At 47.3% G+C, this 17,934-nt stretch carries 16 protein-coding genes; 3 read left to right on the top strand and 13 right to left on the bottom strand.

Translation table 11 applies throughout. The features are described from left to right. Positions 1-3 precede the first annotated feature (3 nt). The 12 genes from ACYQ2L_RS13945 to ACYQ2L_RS13890 all read right to left on the bottom strand — a co-directional run bounded on the left by ACYQ2L_RS13945 (position 4) and on the right by ACYQ2L_RS13890 (position 14,376). Positions 4-594: a YggT family protein gene (locus tag ACYQ2L_RS13945; protein ID WP_460056910.1), complete on the bottom strand. Its 591-nt coding sequence runs from the start codon at positions 592-594 to the stop codon at positions 4-6. Then, positions 591-4,064, bottom strand: coding sequence for a DNA polymerase III subunit alpha (dnaE, locus tag ACYQ2L_RS13940; protein WP_460056907.1), 3,474 nt, complete (start codon positions 4,062-4,064; stop codon positions 591-593). Before dnaE ends, ACYQ2L_RS13945 begins: the two co-directional genes overlap by 4 nt. Before the next feature lie 50 nt (positions 4,065-4,114). Next, positions 4,115-4,960, bottom strand: coding sequence for an FAD binding domain-containing protein (locus ACYQ2L_RS13935; protein WP_460056905.1), 846 nt, complete (start codon positions 4,958-4,960; stop codon positions 4,115-4,117). Beyond that, positions 4,953-5,432: a (2Fe-2S)-binding protein gene (locus ACYQ2L_RS13930; RefSeq protein WP_460056902.1), complete on the bottom strand. Its 480-nt coding sequence runs from the start codon at positions 5,430-5,432 to the stop codon at positions 4,953-4,955. The genes ACYQ2L_RS13935 and ACYQ2L_RS13930 overlap by 8 nt, the downstream gene beginning before the upstream one ends. Continuing rightward, positions 5,429-7,597, bottom strand: coding sequence for a xanthine dehydrogenase family protein molybdopterin-binding subunit (locus tag ACYQ2L_RS13925; RefSeq protein WP_460056900.1), 2,169 nt, complete (start codon positions 7,595-7,597; stop codon positions 5,429-5,431). Before ACYQ2L_RS13925 ends, ACYQ2L_RS13930 begins: the two co-directional genes overlap by 4 nt. Continuing rightward, positions 7,578-8,771, bottom strand: a complete 1,194-nt coding sequence (locus ACYQ2L_RS13920) for a DegT/DnrJ/EryC1/StrS family aminotransferase (RefSeq protein ID WP_460056898.1) — start codon at positions 8,769-8,771, stop codon at positions 7,578-7,580. Before ACYQ2L_RS13920 ends, ACYQ2L_RS13925 begins: the two co-directional genes overlap by 20 nt. Continuing rightward, positions 8,755-10,227: a polysaccharide biosynthesis protein gene (locus ACYQ2L_RS13915; RefSeq protein ID WP_460056895.1), complete on the bottom strand. Its 1,473-nt coding sequence runs from the start codon at positions 10,225-10,227 to the stop codon at positions 8,755-8,757. The genes ACYQ2L_RS13920 and ACYQ2L_RS13915 overlap by 17 nt, the downstream gene beginning before the upstream one ends. Then, a complete protein-coding gene (locus ACYQ2L_RS13910) occupies positions 10,224-10,775 on the bottom strand; it encodes a transcription termination/antitermination NusG family protein (protein WP_460056893.1) in 552 nt (183 codons plus the stop codon). Before ACYQ2L_RS13910 ends, ACYQ2L_RS13915 begins: the two co-directional genes overlap by 4 nt. Before the next feature lie 57 nt (positions 10,776-10,832). Next, a complete protein-coding gene (locus ACYQ2L_RS13905) occupies positions 10,833-11,189 on the bottom strand; it encodes a GntR family transcriptional regulator (RefSeq protein ID WP_460056891.1) in 357 nt (118 codons plus the stop codon). Further along, positions 11,186-12,775 carry a hypothetical protein gene (locus ACYQ2L_RS13900; RefSeq protein ID WP_460056889.1) on the bottom strand — a complete coding sequence of 530 codons (1,590 nt, stop codon included), beginning with the start codon at positions 12,773-12,775 and terminating at the stop codon, positions 11,186-11,188. The genes ACYQ2L_RS13905 and ACYQ2L_RS13900 overlap by 4 nt, the downstream gene beginning before the upstream one ends. Further along, positions 12,765-13,604 (bottom strand): ATP-binding cassette domain-containing protein, encoded by an 840-nt coding sequence (locus tag ACYQ2L_RS13895; RefSeq protein ID WP_460056887.1) that lies wholly within the window; start codon positions 13,602-13,604, stop codon positions 12,765-12,767. The genes ACYQ2L_RS13900 and ACYQ2L_RS13895 overlap by 11 nt, the downstream gene beginning before the upstream one ends. A 316-nt stretch (positions 13,605-13,920) precedes the next feature. Further along, complete coding sequence (locus ACYQ2L_RS13890; RefSeq protein WP_460056884.1) at positions 13,921-14,376, bottom strand: hypothetical protein; 456 nt, start codon at positions 14,374-14,376, stop codon at positions 13,921-13,923. Positions 14,377-14,493: 117 nt separating this feature from the next. Between ACYQ2L_RS13890 and ACYQ2L_RS13885 the strand changes: the two genes are divergently transcribed. Together ACYQ2L_RS13885 and ACYQ2L_RS13880 are read left to right on the top strand one after the other, a co-directional pair. Continuing rightward, on the top strand, positions 14,494-15,561 hold the full coding sequence (locus ACYQ2L_RS13885; RefSeq protein WP_460056881.1) for a uracil phosphoribosyltransferase: 1,068 nt from the start codon (positions 14,494-14,496) through the stop codon (positions 15,559-15,561). Beyond that, complete coding sequence (locus tag ACYQ2L_RS13880; protein ID WP_460056879.1) at positions 15,554-16,462, top strand: tetratricopeptide repeat protein; 909 nt, start codon at positions 15,554-15,556, stop codon at positions 16,460-16,462. Before ACYQ2L_RS13885 ends, ACYQ2L_RS13880 begins: the two co-directional genes overlap by 8 nt. A gap of 16 nt (positions 16,463-16,478) precedes the next feature. On the opposite strand, the gene ACYQ2L_RS13875 is transcribed toward ACYQ2L_RS13880, so the two are convergent. Next, positions 16,479-17,111, bottom strand: a complete 633-nt coding sequence (locus tag ACYQ2L_RS13875; RefSeq protein WP_460056877.1) for an adenylate kinase — start codon at positions 17,109-17,111, stop codon at positions 16,479-16,481. Between the two features lie 150 nt (positions 17,112-17,261). Between ACYQ2L_RS13875 and ACYQ2L_RS13870 the strand changes: the two genes are divergently transcribed. Further along, positions 17,262-17,645 carry a hypothetical protein gene (locus tag ACYQ2L_RS13870; protein WP_460056875.1) on the top strand — a complete coding sequence of 128 codons (384 nt, stop codon included), beginning with the start codon at positions 17,262-17,264 and terminating at the stop codon, positions 17,643-17,645. Positions 17,646-17,934 lie beyond the last annotated feature (289 nt).

Below are 17,934 nucleotides of genomic sequence, written 5' to 3'. Positions count from 1 at the left end.
CGGTCAGAAGGGCATAAGCAGGAACAGACCTGCGATGATTGGACCCAGGAACTGACTCAGTAGAAATATGCCTGCGAGCCCAGCCGTCAGTATGCCAACCGAGCTGGTATACTGCATAGTACGACCGGAGAAGAATCTGGCAGCCATGCGAAACACAATCGGCTGGAAAATTGCATCCAGCGTTATCATGAGTCTGCTTCCATTTCCAACATTAAAGCTTAGGCCGATAAGCCTGATAATTGCCATTACCATGAATATAAGCGCAAAAAAACCGAGAGCACTGAATATGTGGAGTGTAAACAGTCCCAGTAGCAGTCCAACAGTAACCTGACCTGTTCTGCTCAGCTGACCAAGTACATTGCTGACAATTGAGAGTACAATAATTCCCATTATCGGGGAAAAATCGAAGAAACCCATTCTCAGAAATTGCAGTTTTCTGAAGAGATTCAGATATGGGTCTGTAATGGAAGCAAGGACTTCCGCTGGCTTGCCCATGCTTTCAATGCCGCCGAACCAGCTAAGCATGATTCGCAGAAAAATCAGCATCATGTAGAGAGTTACTATACTGTTCAGTATATTAAAGAAATTGCTCATTCCGTCTCCTTTTCTGCAGATTCTACCGGTGTGGCTCCCGGCGGGTGCAGTTCCCGCCAGACCCTGGAAACAATTGTAATCTTTTCTAGTGATTTCATTGCTTCCGGCCGGGATGATGCCCTGAATTCACCAGATGATTGAATAATTACATCCGGTTTTCCCTCACGCGGGACATGGATATAAACCGGACACGCACCGGCATGTTCTGCACTCGAAAGTGCAGCCCTGAAATCATACAGTGCTTTTTCCTGAACACCTTTTTGTAACTGTATATGTACTACCCCAAGGTCACGTTCGTCCAGTCCTTCTGGCAGACGAATCTCTTTAACAATAATCTGCGGTTTCTCTCGCCGGGTATCGATTGTGCCGATTATACCAACTATGCTGTCCTGTTGAACCATGTCGCGGTACTGTTCAAGGGATTCGGCAAACATTACAAAATCAACAGCGCCGTTATAATCTTCAAGGATGCCGATCGCCATCTGTGTCCCTTTGCGGGTAAAAATGACTCGATAGGAAGTTACCAGTCCGAGCAGACTTACTTCTTTTTCCGAGGGCATACTCTGAAGATGAGCGAGATTACAGTTCGAGCTCCGCAGCCATGTTTCATAGTAGTCATCCAATGGGTGACCGGAAAAATAGAAGCCAAGCAGCTCCTTTTCCTGCTGCAGGATTTCTTTGAGTTCCCATTCGTGAATACCGGAAAAATCGAGTTCCGGAAATTCTTCGTCCTCTGAATCAGCAAACAGACTGACCTGTCCAGACTCCCGGTTTTTGCGTTTCTGGGCCGCTATATCCATCAACTGTCCCAGCATTTCATGTAATGGCCTCCGGCCCAGGCCGAAACAGTCGAAAACTCCGGTGACAATCAGCACTTCAATGGATTTACGGTTAACTGCGCGAAGATCAACTCGTTCCAGAAAATCGTTTATTGAACTGAATTCACCGTTTTTATCCCGCTCTTCGAGAATTGCATCCACGGCTGAGCTGCCGATGCTTTTTATTCCGATCAGACCATAAATAATTTTCCCGTCAACAACAGCGAATTTTTTCTCTGATTTATTAAGATCCGGAGGCAGGATCTTCAGGCCCATATCCCGGGCTTCTGACATATAGAGGACAAGATTTTTTGGAGTATTGATTTCGTTGGTAAGGTTGGCAGCCATGAACTCTGCCGGAAAGTTGGCTTTCAGATATGCGGTTTTATAAGCCAGTACAGAATAAGCTGCAGCATGACTTTTGTTGAATCCGTACCCAGCAAAAGGTTTCAGAAGTTCGAAAATATTCTTTGCTGTCTCTTCGGCAATCCCTTTTTTGCTGGCTCCCTGGAGGTATTCAACCTCCATTTTAGCCATCTCACCTTCTTTTTTCTTACCCATCGCCCGTCTGAGGATGTCAGCCTGTCCAAGACTGAAACCACCGATAATCTGGACGATCTCCATGACCTGTTCCTGATAAACGATAACTCCATAGGTTTCTTCCAGTACTTTTTCCAGGCTTGGGTGCGGGTACTTGATTGTGGAGGGGTGCCATTTTGATTCGATGAACTGGGGAATGTTGTCCATTGGTCCCGGGCGATACAGAGCGTTCAAGGCTATCAGATCTTCTATTCTGGTTGGTTTGGCTTTTTTCAGAATATCCTGCATACCTGAGCTCTCAAACTGGAATACACAGACTGATTTACCCTCACCTAACAGTTTGAACGTAAGAGGATCCTCTTCACTTACAGATTCAATATCAAACTCGATTCCCCGGCGCCGAATGAGTTTTTCGGTATTTCGTATGAGTGTCAGTGTTTTCAGACCGAGAAAGTCCATCTTTACCAGGCCGCAGGGCTCGAGAAGATCCATGGTGAACTGGGTTGAAATTGCGGCGGTCTTGGGGTCTCGGTAGAGGGGGACATAGCGGGTAAGCTCTTCCTTTCCGATAACTACACCGGCCGCGTGTGTACTTGCATGACGGTGCAGCCCTTCCAGTCGCAGTCCTATATCAATGAGCTTGGTATGTATTCCACCGCGCTTATGGAGTTCGTCGAGTTTTGGTTCTGCTTCCAGTGCCTTGGGCAGAGTCATTTTCAGATCATCAGGAATAAGCTTTGCAATAATATCAGCTTCGGAGTACTGAAGATCAAGCACCCGTGCAACATCACGGATAACTGCCTTGGCTTTAAGCGTACCGAACGTAATAATCTGCCCAACCCTGTCGTAGCCGTATTTCCTGGTTACATAGTTTATTACCTCCTGCCGGCGTTCGAAGCAGAAGTCGATATCAAAGTCAGGCATAGAGATTCTGTCCGGATTCAGAAAGCGCTCGAACAGCAGATTGTACTTCAGTGGATCAATATCTGTAATAGCAAGTGCATAGGCTGCAATAGAGCCAGCACCAGAGCCTCGGCCTGGTCCGACCGGAATGTCGTTGTCATGAGCATAGCGGATAAAATCCCATACAATAAGAAAATACCCCGTGAATCCCATTTCAATAATGATTTTCAGTTCAAAATCTGCCCGATCGCGGATTTCCTGGTTCAGCTCACCATAGCGTGATTTGAGTCCTTCATATGTCAGGTGTCGCAGGTATTCATCGGGATTCGAAAAGCCTTCAGGAATATGATATTCCGGAAGCAAGGGGCCCGGTTGCGGTATGTCCACATCGCATAGCTCCGCCACTTTCAGTGTGTTTTCCATGGCTTCGCTGTCACCCGGGAAAAGCAGCAAAAGCTCCTCCGCAGTCTTGAAGTAATACTGGTCCCCAAAGAATTTATGGCGATTGGTTTCATCTACTTTTCTCTGGGAACCAATACACAGCAAAGCATCGTGTGCTTCGGAATCAGATCGCTCAAGATAATGCACATCATTGGTAATAATTAGCGGTACATTGTGTTTCGGAGCCAGCTCTCTCAGGGTTTGATTGACAATTTTTTCATCTGCAATTCCGTGATCCTGAAGACAGAGGAATACATGCTCGTCTCCGAATACCCGTTTGTACCATTCAATCCTTGCCTCGGCATCTTCCCGGCGATTTTTCAGGATCAGTCCGGGAACTTCTCCTGATAGCGGCCCGCTCAGACAGATAAGCCCTTCACTGAATTTTTTCAGTGTTTCGTCATCTACCCTGGGTTTGTAGTAAAAGCCTTCGGTGTACCCGGTTGTGGATATTTTCAGCAGATTCTGATAGCCATGAAGGTCACGGGCCAGTAGAACAAGGCGCGACAGACGATTTCCATCTTCGAAGTTTTCCTTGGTCAGTCTGCCGTTCGGAGCCATGTAAACCTCGGTGCCAACCAGCGGTTTTATTCCGGCTTTCCTGCAAGCATTAAAAAAATGAATAGTCCCGAACATGTTTCCCAGATCGGTCAGCGCCAGCGCCGGCATGTTCAGTTCTTTGGCCCGGGCAACCATTTCATCAATTTTGGTGGTTGCATGAAGAAGGCTGTAGTCAGAGTGTGTGTGCAGATGTACAAAGTTCGGCATGAGGCTTCAAACTATAGGATCAAATGCCTCTGATGACAAGAGCAGAAGCGCTATTTTCCGAGGTTGTACAGAAAACGCAGGAAACTTCTTTTTCCGCGTTCAACCTGAATACGGCTCAGATTATAGACATGCAGTGTTTTTTCCCAGCGTTCCTGGAATGACTGTAGCTCCTTATCGGTTAAAGGTACTTTTTCACCGGCAATATCGGTTTCCAGTTCCCTATTCCGGATAATAGTCTGATTGGCATCGGCAGTAACAAACTGGATTGATTCAATGGAGCTTTTATCAACAGTGGCTGTGCCGCAGATCCCGAGGGGATGACTGCTTCTGTCATATGGTCCACCAAAGAGTTCATAGACAGAGTGAGTCAGTGGAAGATCCGGAATCCGTATACGTGTAATCAACTCTCCATCCTGTATGGCCTTTCCACTGCCGTAGAGTCGGGCCGCAGGGATTTTTCTGCTTCCTCCTGCTCGTCGAAGTTCTACCGATGCATCCAGACAGCTGAGTACGATACCTATGCCCAGACTGCTTTCGGGAACCATGCAGGTGCCTCCGATTGTAGCAAGTTGGCGTAATCCTGGACTGCTGATTGCCTTCAGACAATCATACAGAGGATGTGGAAGGATATTTACTCCGAGCTGCAGAATACGCTGTAGTACAACGGTTGCACCAAGCTCAAGATAACGCTCGGTTCTGCTTATCCGCCGAAGTTCCTCAATTCGGTCCAGACTCATGATTTGAGGTCTGGGAAAGCGCTCACTCATATTGTAGGTCTTGCCGCTGAAGCTGTAGGTGCCTCCACCTAATATAATTGTGTCAGGCTCGCGCTTGAGAATCTGCAGTGCTTCATTGAGGCTTAGTGGTCTGGCCGGGGCGTGGATTATGTTATTCATGTTGAATTCTCATTCTTCTGAAATTATGTGCCTGCTGCACGGCAGTAAGTATTCTGGAGGTAACTCCGCCTCGGCAGGCAATCTCACCGAGCAGTTCGCGTACTTCATGTTCCTCGATCTTCCGGTTTTCAGTAATCAGCCAGTATGTCATCAGAATAAGGGTAGGAAGAACGAGTGGATTGATTATAATATTGGAGCGTTCGAAGCTCTGAAGAATTTCCCGGTGTTCATCTGAGTTGATAATTCCTTCGTATGTAAGTATATCACAACCCTCTGCTCTGAAAGAAGGAAGCATAACAGATGGCAGAGGCAGACCGTCGATCAGAATCATCGACAGACCGCTGTTCTGCTGGATTGAGCCCCTCCGGATAGAAGTTATACCACACTCGTCCCGCAATGTAGTCATAAGATCCTGATGCGGGTAGGCTTCGACCTGGATCGGAGCGCCGTTGAGCAGAAAGGATAGTATCATGATAATCCTCCCTCTGTTCCGGCATCGTCTATAATCGGCATCATTTCGAAATCTTCTTCTTCACTGCTTTCCTGTTCCTGAAGATATCTGTAGAAATTTTCGGCTGTAACCGGTATCTGATCAAGATACAATCCAGATGCCTGACTTATTGCCTGAATTCCAGCCGCGGGAATTGTCATACCCGGAAGTTCTCCAATACCAAGTGACGGTGCATTGCGGTCCGGTTGAATGAGCTGAATTTGCGGATCAGGGAAATCACCGAATCTTGGAATGCGATACCCAAGAATTCTGTTTGGCTGTAGCCTTCCATGTTCAAGTTCAAGAACCTCGCTGTGGAGAAATCCCATTGCGCTGTAAACACCTTGTTCCAGTCTCTGTAAGGCCGCTGATTGCTGTAGAATTCTTCCTCCGTCAATGGCAAGCCAAATTCCCCGAAAGTTGAGTTTCATGGTTCCCGGATCAATTTCGGTTTCAACTACGGCTGCGGCACTTGCATAGACAGGATAGGCATCCGGAATGTCACGTGCATCTTTTTTATTGCTTCTGGGCAGCCTGAAGCTCCGGTGGACTTCTATGGGTAGAGGGTCACGGAATCTACGCTTGTTTATTGCCTGTGCGCAGTTTTCAAGCACCTTGCTGCAGATAGTAATGCTGCGGCTCAGGGTTTCCGGGCCGCAATCCGGACAGGTCACAGTATTTGGAGCTTCAATCCGAATTTCAGATATCTTCAGTCCCAGTACCTCGGAGACAATTTTTTTCCAGGCTTGTTCCGCCCCAGCGCTTCCCGGATACATGGAGCAGAGAATTGTTGCTGATCCGTCACCGTCCAGTCGCAGTCCGACCGCACTGCTCTGCATTCTTTCCTTTTCACCGAGATAGAGAGGAGGGTGAAAGGCTATTGCAAGACCTATTCCACGCTGCGCATCAGTCTGAATGCTGCCTTCGCCTCTTCGTTTTTTCTGCAGTTCATAAGCTGCATGCTTTCTTGAGTAGTCGCTGGCGCGGATGACGGCCTGAAGAACGTGGCCTGGATCTGCATCGCTTCGAATCCGTACACCACTTACTAGTCTGTCGCCAGGCATAGCGAGGGTGTCGCTTCTCAGCTGTCCTGGATCTGCAGGCAGAAGCTCGGCGCATCTGTTGTAATGGGTCTCAAGTGCAAAACTGCCAATCGAGTCTCCCCATCCATCAAAAAAACCGAGGGGAGGACTGTTGGTGCGTAGTATCCTGGCTTTTATTTCAAGTGAACTCAGACGGTATCTACCACTTAACTGATATACACAGCGCTCCAGAAAATCCTCAGCTCCAACTGGGTAGCTGCCCATGTCGATATCAAGTTCGACCCTTCTGCTGCGTTTCTCACTATTTTCATCACTGACTGCCGTGGTGATCCGGATTCTTGAGGCCGCTCTTTTTGGAGAATACAGAGCGTCTTCCTCATGGCTGTGGAGAATTCTGACAGCTTTTCCTGATATACGGGCAGCAACAGCTGCCTGGGCAGCAAGAATTGCGGGATACCATAGCTTTCCGTCCAGGTCGTCTCCAGGATAACAGCCGAAGACATGAATAGACCGCTTGCTCATTCCTGTGGCAGCGGCGACTATGTCACGAATCAGATATATGTGTGTTCCTGGCGAGTAGATTTTCAGATTACCACCGTCAGGTTCAGCAAGTGCGCCCATAGGTTCAAGATAATGATGATCCTGAATTCCGTTCCGGTATGTACCTTCAATAGTTCTGTTGCATTCAGCAAAATCTTTCTCTGGATCTCCGTATGTGTAACTTCGTTCGAGAAAGATACAATCATCAGGAAGATTCTCGCGATCAAGGCTTGCTTCGAGTTCTTCAAAAGTTATCTGTATCTGCTCTCCAATTGCGCGGAGGCGTTCCTGATCAGGTCCGATCAACAATGCTACCGGTTCACCGAAATACATGCAGTTTTCTTCGACAAACAACGGTATGCTGCAGCCAAGAATTTCAGCTCTGTTGCGCACGCCTAGATCCGAAGCGCTTATGAGGTAGAAATCCTGAGGAAGATCAGGACAGCGGATATTCAGAAGGCGAGCGTGGATCTTATGACTTCGGATTATCAATCCATGCAGCATTTCTTCCCGGCTGAGATTGGATATACATGTCAGGTCTGTTTTACTGCTGGGAGCTCCCAAACATTCCTCCTCCGATTCGGCGTACTGTTAGTATTATACGCTGCAGTTGAGAATCTGCAAGGTCAGGGTAGACCGGAAGGCTGATACAGCGGTGAAACCAGTTCATAGCTGCTGGAAAATCCTGTTCCCTGTAGCCGAGAAGATCCCGGTAGTATGTCATGGTGTGCAGCGGTATAAAATGTACCGATACCCCAATGCCCTCTGCCTGCAATTTCTGTATGAATTCATCACGTCTCACTTCAGCATCCGATGCGGTCAGACGGATTTGGTACAGATGCCAGGAGTGGGCTGTCTGCTCACCACTGAGCGGCACCGGCGGTAATGCAAGCCAGCTGCAATCCGCGAAGGCATGTGAATATGCAGCGGCAATTCTGGCCCGTTCGGCTTGCATGCTGTGCACTTTTTTCAGCTGAATTCTGCCAACTGCTGCCAGCATATCCGGGAGATTGTATTTGTAACCGGCGGCTGTAATATCGTAACGCCAGGAAGCAGTGCTGTCTGTATAGCGCTTCCAGACATCCCGGTCGATTCCATGCATACGAAGCAGCTTCATTCTCTCGGCCAGGCGTTTATCTCTACATACGATCATACCGCCTTCACCGGTGGTCATTGTTTTGTTGGCATAAAATGAATAGACGCCGACATCCCCGTCAGTCCCGCTGTATCTACCCGCTTCACAGGCAGGCAGACTATGAGCCGCATCTTCGATTATGCTGCAATTGTGGTGTTTTGCAATACGTTTCAGAGCTGTCATGTCACAGCCCAGACCGCCCATATGCACTGGAATCAAAGCCTTTGCCCGGGTTTCTACAATGGCTTTTTCCGCAGCTTCTGGACAGATATTGGCAGTCTCCGGGTCGATGTCTGCAAAAACCGGTCGCGCTCCGAGGCTGCAGATTACCTCTGCAGTTGCAGCGAATGTAAGCGTGCTGGTTACTACAGCATCCCCCGGTCCTATTCCGCAGGCTTCAAGCGCCAGATGCAGGCCGGCAGTAGCTGAAGAGACTGCAATTGCATAGGGGACACCAACAAGTTCAGCGAATTCCTGTTCGAATAATGCACACTCACTGCCAGTAGTCAGCCATCCTGAGCGCATTATACGTAGTACGGCTTCTTCTTCCTCGGTGCCGAGACAGGGTTTTCCGAAGGGAATTTGCTCAATATCTTGGTTCATTCGGAACTTCCTCGAGGCTCGAATAATATGAACGTAATTTATCCCGAAGCAGCTTGCGATCACGATACATATCCGGTTTCTTGTCGTTAAGAAAACAGATGGACTCAAGCTCATGCAGTAGTGATTCGACGTCAGTCGGGTCGGGTTCGTTCCTGCATATCTGCAGTATGTGAGGTGAATCCGTAGCTTGCGGTATCTCCTCGTTGTCCCAAAGTGATTCCACCAGTTTTTCACCCGGTCTGAGTCCGATTATCTCAATTTTTATATCACGTTCAGGCTCATACCCATAGAAACGGATAAGTTGTTCTGCCATATCGCGAATCCTGACCTGTTCTCCCATATCCAGTACATACAGATTTCCACCTGCTCCGACACCTCCGGCCTTGAGTACCAGAGAGACAGCCTCGGGAATAGTCATGAAAAAACGTGTTGTATCCGGATGGGTCAGCGTCAGGGGGCCTCCGCTTTCAATCTGTCTCCTGAAGAGCGGGAGTATGCTGCCCCGGGAACCAAGTACATTACCGAATCTTACTGCCAGATGACGTTGGCTGCTGTCATTCAGTACAAGACGCTCGGCAATCTGTTTGCTCACCCCATATACACTGTTAGGGGCGACAACCTTGTCGGTGGAAACCAGGATTATCCGGCAGTCCCCATGTTCCCTTGCTGCATCAAGCAGATTCCTTGTGCCATACACATTGTTACGGATCACCGCCACCGGGTTCTCCTCCATAAGCGGGACATGCTTGTATGCGGCACAGTGAAAGATGACATCTGCACGAAGTCGCTGCATAATAAAACGCACGTAATCGGCATCCTGTAGTTCCCCGATAACCGGTACAATGGTTGCCTTTTCTCCAACACCTTCTTTTTGCAGCATCCGCAGCTCATGGTCGATTTCATAGATACTGTTTTCACCATGTCCGAGCAGATACATGCGCTCACAGCCTCCGCTCAGGAGTTGGCGTGCTATTTCGCTCCCGATGCTCCCGCCTGCACCGGTGATCAGGACGCGCTTGCCACGAAGATATGCCAGAGATTCCTTAAGATTAATAGTAACCGGTGTTCGGGACAGAACATCCAGGGGATCTATCTGCCGGGTCTGGATCAGATGTGCTTCGCCCTGAATAATCTGTGAAATTCCCGGCAGAATCCTGATTCTGGAAAACCCAGCTGCTTCCAGCAGACCGTAGAGTTTCCTTAAACGCTCTCGAGGAGCGCTTGGCATCGCAATCAAGGCTTCGTCGCCAGGTGTATGTTCAAGAAGGGGCAGCAAATCCTCAATGGGTCCAAGCACAGGGGCTCCATCGATCTTGCTGCCGATTTTTCTGCTGTCGTCATCCAGGAATGCTACGACTTCTCCAAAAATGCCCTTGCGACGGATTTCGTTGGCAATAGAGATGCCTGCAATACCAGCTCCAAGAATATATATGCGTTGCGATCGCGGTCCCTTCATGCTGGCTCCTTGTCCGGGCCGGCAACCGGCTCGACTATTTCAATGCCCAGATTCAGAGTAAATGGTTTATTGCTCATTGTTAAGCGTATACTCACCCGTTCCCGGCGCTTGTCTATGCGCAAAATAGTACCTTCCATTCCCTTTAGCGGTCCATCTACCACCTGAATCGGTTGATCAGGAATAAGTCTGACTTTTGATCTGGGGATATTATGCCCGCAGCGCAGCAGTTTGCGGAATGCTTCCTCTTCCTCCATCTGCAGTGGAGTAATATCCTGATTCGATTGCAGAAAACGCAGGGCCCCTGGAACAGGTCTTGTAAGGGCCGGTAGCTCCTCGGGGTCGCAGTCAGCCTCAAGGAAGATATACCCCGGATACAAGGGCTTTTGGATCATGTGGTATTTCCCCCGGGACTTTATTTTCAGACTTCTTTCCAGCGAATGCACCATCACTTTGTCGGTAAATCTGGGATTCCGGGAAACCTGCTCTTGCAGATGATGCACTGTTGCCAGTTCCTGGCCGGTCTGTACTTGAAGGATATACACTTTCATAATTTCTGAGGCAAAGAGTAGCATGTTCATAAGCTGCTATCAATAACCTGAACATGTCTAACTTTGTTCCAGACTTTCCCGCAACTCAGTAAAACTGATGTCCAGCTTTTCCATTTCCTTCAATAGCAGGGGAATCTGCTCCTGGAAAAACTGCGCTTTTCTGCGTTGGCGTATTCTGCCGCAGGCACCTTCTGCAACAAAGTATCCCAGACCACGTTCCTTTCTCAGCACCATCCGTTCTTCCAGCAGGGTATAGGATTTCACAACCGTGTTTACATTGACCTCCAGTTCCGAAGCAGCTTCGCGCACCGAGGCAACACGCATGTTCTCTGCGGGCTGTCCATCCAGTATGGCAAGCTCCAGACTGTCTGCTATCTGTTCGTAAATGGTTTCCGGTTTCCTGAATGTGCTCACTGGAATACCCTCTGCAGCTTTCTGTCACCTATGTGGCTCACTGCGAGATACAGTACTAATGAGACGGTAGCTCCCAGCAGCAGCAACGGTTTGTTCGCCTCAATCAGGATATGGTGATTTTCCAGAATAATTATTGCAGGAGCAATAGAAATAAATCCACTAATCTCGAATGAGCTGCTGAAGGTTCGAGCCGCCCGGAAAAACCTTAGTCTGTCCAGAATCAAAGCAACAGCAATACAAAGGATATTTAGTAAAGAAATCCAGATAATTCCGGCCGGAAAGAGCTGAAATGCAGTGAGTGTACTGTTTCCTGTTAATGCAGACCATCTGTCATGCATTCCAAAAAAATGCCAACCAAACGCATTCTCTAAAGAGATGAATATCAGGAGCACAGTAGTTGTACTCACCGAAATAAACGGAATGAGGAGTACAGGGTTCAGGCTCAGGCTGATAGCGCGATTTACACTCATGTCAAGACCACGGAGAGGTAGCCCTGCCGGGAGGTTTTTCTGTCTAAGAGGAAGCATCATTCCTGAAAATACCATTACTATCAACACTATGTTCAGACCGAGTATTTCTGCTGTTAAAGTCTCCTCCCGAAACGACAGAAACAGCCATACCAATACAGCAAATACAAGTGCTGAAATACTGAACAAACGAGTCTTGATGTATTGTTGCCAGGATTGACTATTTACAGCCATCAGGCCGGTGTCATCAACATTGAAGCTATTCAGCAACAGCCATCGGATCAGCCTACTATTTCCTGCTCTGCTCTTAAGTATTCTGTTCAGTATCGGGGTTCCTCCTGTATTGCTTCGATATTGTGTTCTGCGCTGATTGTTTCTATTGCTGTCAATGCATCCCTCAATCTGCAAATCGCTGTTGCTGCTGTTCAGCCAAAGAATACTGATTGCGTAAGGAAGAATGCTCAACAGGGCTAAGGTAGATGCCGATGTCAGAGCAGGAAAGGGCAGTGAAATCAGAAAAAGGAATGTCAGTGGTCCAATTCCGTTCTGGTTCCGCACACTGATGTTTTCACCGAATATTTTAACGCCTGAATGTGACCAGGAGCCGCTCCAGCCAAGTACTCCGATAACCATGCTCATTCCTGCGGAAAATGGCATCATTCTGAGTGCAGTTGTCAGGAATGCCGGATATACAACTATCAATGTCAGTAAGGCTGCAGCACACATTGTCAGAAAGGGCAGTAAAGTGCTGCGGAGAATAAGATAGTAGGTTTTTTCTGATCGGGAAAAAGGAAGCAGCAGATAGTTCGTCAAGCTGCCATTTGCCAGCATTCTTGATCGCGTGCTGTCGGTTGACCACCAGATAAAAAATGCGAACAGCGGGGTGATGCCAGCGCCTCTCATAATCAGTTTAATGGTGAGATCCGAAACACCTGTCGTGATAGCTCCAGACCCATCGGTGATTACATCGTATATTTCCATTGCATATTCAGCAAATAACCCGTTCAGGAGTCCTGTAACGATACCGATGAGAAGCGGTGTCCACAGCCTCCAGTAGAAGCGACCTCTACCTGTCAGCTCAATGGTGTTCAGGAAATTCTGCAATCGATTATTCCGCATTGACAGTTTCCTCCGCGGTAGTGGGCCCTGTTAAGGCGTGGAACAGCAGTTCCAGCGGAATTGTCTGGCTTCGAGTCGGGTTCTCTTTGCATATTCCCTTCCAGCCCTCTGCAGTTCTTCGTTTATACAGACACCTGGCAGGAAGCAGATCTTCGTTGCTGACTTCAACCATCCGGTATTCATTGAATATGTCTTCGGTTCTACCACTGCATATAATTGATCCCTTATTGTTCATTACCAGCAGACTGTCTACAAGATTTTCGATTTCGCGGACATGATGAGTAGAAAGGAGAATAATTCGTTCTGCTGATCCCTCTTCAGCCAGAACCTGGCGGAGTGTTTCCTGGGCTGGAATATCCAGTCCCTGTGAAGGCTCGTCCAGAAACACCAGTGGTGTGCGGCAGGCCATTGCAAAGCATAGCCAAGCCTTTCGCAGATCTCCGCCGCTCAATTCGCCGAAATCACTGTTGGGATCAACGTGGAAGCGCTGAAAAAGAGTGTCCAGTGAGTCATTTGAAAAATTCGGGTACAACCCTCCACAAATGTTGGCATAGGTCTGAACCTTCATATTCGGAACCGGTAACTCCTGTGGCACATAGGCCAGATTTGCATAGAAATGAGCTTGACGTTGAGCCGGGTTAAACCCATTGACGTTCAGTTCGCCTTGTCGTGACAAGAGCAGTCCCGAAAGAACCTTCAACAAGGTTGTTTTACCTGCTCCGTTTCTTCCCAACAGCCCGCAGATGCTCCCGTTCTCAATGGTGAAGCTGCATCCATCCAGGGCTGTTTTTTTTCTATAGGAAAAATTGATATTACTGCATTGAATCACTGTACTGTCTCCGTATTTGTGTTGTTGTGTAATATTATGATATGACACTATGATTCTTGTCAATACTTAAATGAGTGGTTAGATAACACCACAAAAGCTATTCGGTAACTCTCTTCCCTGATGAAGCTTAGGGCTGAGAAAACGTAAATAATTACTTGAGACTCTTGAATTGTTTTTAATTAGTTGCAGGGAAAGAATGTAAAAGCGAGCTTTGTGGAGTTTTCTAACTACTGAGAAAAAGCTCTATAAATAGAAAAAGACCGGAGCGGATATTTCGCTGCCGGTCTTGTAGTCAGATAAAAAATTTGCAGGTTCGTCAGAACCAGAATCTGAATCCTATAGCACTATGTAAGCCGAATTTGAGGTTGACCGGGGAAACGTCGACCCCAAGAGTTGGCGCTATTTCGATAAATAGTTCAAGAATATCTATAGGAAAAACATTCAGTCCAAGCGGCATTCGTCCGCCAACATCAAAATTATTTGATCCAACCACGGTGTATACACCGAGGCCGGCATAATAGTTAATGAAATTGATGAGTCTGTTATTAGCTAACCACCAGTCCGCGGTAAGAGCTAATACTCCATTGTGAGCTCCTACTCCTAGTAGAAAAGGTGCTTGATCAAACTTTAGACTCAGCATGGTGCTGGTTCCTGGATTTCCTCCTACTCGTCCGATACCACCGAACGATGCACCTATACCAATACTGTAGACAGTTGATGAGAGGCCAAGGAACACAAGGGCTATTATAACTACTCTCAAGGTTTTTTTCATACAAACTCCTTTTAGGTTTATTGTTAAAGTTAGTATACTGATTTTGCGCGTGAATGGCAGTAAAACGTATTTATTTCGTCTTGTGTGTCCGCCATTTCATCAGTTATACTTTTCGATATGGATAAAATAGTATTAACAGCATCAGACCTGGATGGATATTTAACAGAAGCAGATAAGAAGGCAGTCTCCGATATGGATGCCCTCTACTCAAAAGCGCTTGATCAATCGCGCATACTGGCCAGCAGTCAGTCTGAGCCCAGGCTGGCAGAGGCAAAAGAAGCTCTCATCGCTTTATATAATCAGATGGGCCGGAAAATGCAGGAAGTTACACAAAATGAGGATAACATTCAGGTGTACTCTTTCCAGACCCCACGTTCAGCTCATGGAGAAGCAAGCCGGCTAATTGCAAAACTGCGGGATGTGCGCACTCAGCAATCTGAGTTTACCTATTATATCCAGCGAGCCTATGAGCTGTTGTTCAATCTTGCGTTCGGAGATCCAGAAGGACATCGTAAAAATCATCTCATAGTAAAAACTCCGGTCACTCTTCCGGTGCAGAACTTTGCAGTCCACAAGATTCCGGATGTTGACCAGCAGATCGAGAACAGTGTTATGTGTGTTATGCTCCGTGGGGCTCTTCTTCCATCAATGATTATGTCCAAAGAGATTCAGGAATACTCTTCAACTGGATATGTCACTCCTTTCGCTTTATTCAAAATCAAACGTGATGACAGTAAGAAAGAATCAAACATGGAGTATATACTCGATCTTCAGCGTTCGTACTACTCACTCGAAGAGCTTGAAGGGAAGGATCTTATATTTGCGGATCCCATGAACGCTACGGGCGGTAGCCTGGTTACTATAATCAACTACATCAGGGACCAGGGTATCAAGCCGAAAAGTGTACAGTTTTTCAATGTGATTTCATCGTTAAAAGGGACTTTGCAGGTAATCCGTGGAATCGAAGGTGCACAGGTATTTACTCTCTGGATGGATCCGGTTCTCAATGAGTTGGCATATATTCTGCCCGGACTCGGAGATGCTGGTGATCGCCTGAATGGCTGTGATCATGAGGATTATCCACGAAATATGATTCAGCTGCTCGCCGATTACGGCGCCCCGATGGCAAGTCTTTACAGAAGCCAGCTCGCAAAAATCGAGCAAACGGTGCTGCGTGTTGAATAGATCAAGTCGTCTTATTCTGCTTTTTTTATCTCTTTCGCTGTTAGTCTTGTCCTGTGCGACTGATTCTACAGAACTTGCAAGAGACTACTATAATCTTGGGGTTGGGTATCTCGATCAGGGCAATTATGATCAGGCACGGGATTACCTGCGGCGATCCCTGGATCTTGACCCGGGGCAGACCCGTGCTTCATATAATCTCAGTCGGGTATATATTCTGCTTGATAATCCAGATGCAGCAATTCTGCTTCTGGAAGATCTGCTTGAGGAAGATTCAGGCAATATCATGGTGCGTGAGACGCTCGCATATGCTCACGGAGTGAATGAAGACTGGGATGAAGCTGTGCGGGTTATGAGTGGTATTACCCAGGAGCATACTGTTTCTGTCCGGGGGTGGGTGAATTATGCTGTCGCCCTCTATGAATTACAGAGGTATAGCTCTGCCTACAATGCTGCAGAAAAGGCGCTTGCACTTGATCCACAGCATAAACGGGCAAAAACAATTAAACTGGTTGCAGCAGCGTATATCCCGAATCGTCTGGAAGAGTACAGTGAAGAATTGCAGAAATTTGTTGAGCAGCAGCCGGATAATATTCAGCAAGCCAGAGTTATTGGCGCGGCCCTTGAGCATGCCGGTCGGTACGATTCGGTTCTGGTTTTCTACGATACAGCAGCAAGGGCATTCCCTGCAAATGGTGAAATGAGATTTGCCCACGCCAGGGTGCTTATTGAGGCTGTGGATGATCAGGAGCGAGGTGTTGAAATGCTCTCCCAGGCAATTTCCCGGGGCTTCGAAGATCAGGAGAAAATAAATGCGCTGGTGAAGCAGATTACAATTGAGCTTCCCGAAACACTGCGAACGCTTCAGGAAGCTCTGGATGGAAATCAGGAATCATCTGATTGATGAATCTAAAGACAGCTTATAATCCGTCAATAAGTTCAAGCAGGTTCTGAAATACCTTTTGTGGTGCTGGACTTGCATCCAGATTCTGAAGTGATTTTTTCTCTCGATAGTAATCGATGAGGGGCTGGGTTTTTTTTCTGTATACTTCCAGCCGGTGGAGAATTGCTTCTTTCTGATCATCCTCACGGGTTACCAGGTCTTCACCGGTTTCATCATCTTTTCCCTCAACCTTGGGAGGGTCAAATTCTATATGATAAATCCGGCCGGAGCCTGGAGCGACTCGTCTTCCGGATAATCGACGCACGACCTCTTCATCATTTATGGTGAAGTTGATTACTGCGTCCAGATCTGCAAATCCGGACAAGGCATCTGCCTGGGCAATTGTTCTGGGAAACCCGTCAAGTATGTACCCGTTCTTTGTATCCGGCTCCTGCAGCCGTTCCTCGACCAATGCTATGGTCAGTTCATCTGGAACAAGGTCTCCTGCAGCAAGAATCCCTTTTACCTTTTTACCTAACTCGGTTTCATTTCTGATAGCTGCACGGAATATATCTCCCGTCGATATATGAACGATTTTCAGCTCCTGTGCAAGCTTTCCTGCCATTGTGCCTTTACCTGCACCTGGAGGTCCGAGAAACATTAATCTCATCTATTGGCTCCTTGAATCATTTTTAAGAGGTCTACGTCAGTTTACATTCGGGAATGAGCACGGTCAACATGCATCTATTGTATCGGGAAAATTAAAATGCTTTGCAAGATGGTATTGCTGTCAGTATACTATACAAAGAGAGGAGCAATAATGGATTTTTTAACGAAAATGAAAGAGTCAATTTCCGTCGGTATGGATGGATCAAGAAAGTTTCTGGAGAGAGCGCGTCACAAAATGCAGGATGTGGGTGAATCGAGCGTACTAAAGCTGGAGATTCATCAGCTCGAAAATCAGTTAAAGCAGGAATATACCAGTTTCGGTACACAGGTGTATGGAATGCTTTCTGATGGTGAAAAAAACTCGATTTCACTTAAAACTCCCGAGCTGAAAGAGAACTATGGCGAAATAGAGCGTGTTATCGATTTAATCGCTGAAAAGAAAAAGTTGCTTAAAGTGCAGGAAGAGATTGAACAATCCGGACAGACAGATGTGGATGTACAGGATGGTGAATCAGTGCAGGAGAAAGAAGACTGAAAACATGATATTTTTTTTAAGGTTTGCTTGACCAAAACAGCGCTGTCCGGTATATTCACCCTCACGCGCCGAGAGGCGCCACCCGCACTTCGGCTGACCGCTGAAAGCTTAATCAAATAGTTTTATGTAGAAGCATAAACCTCGAGCATGCAGCCAAACTATGTTTTGCGTGCATTGCATGCGCAAGAGTATGATTCAGCAGCTTGCAAACAAGCTGCTGATATCCAGATACTGCGCTGCGAAATTGCTTGAATATGCAATTTCACTGCTTGACTTTAATGCGTGAGAC

This window comes from Spirochaeta dissipatitropha (assembly GCF_054657935.1).
This window is presented reverse-complemented; position numbering and strand designations above follow the sequence as displayed.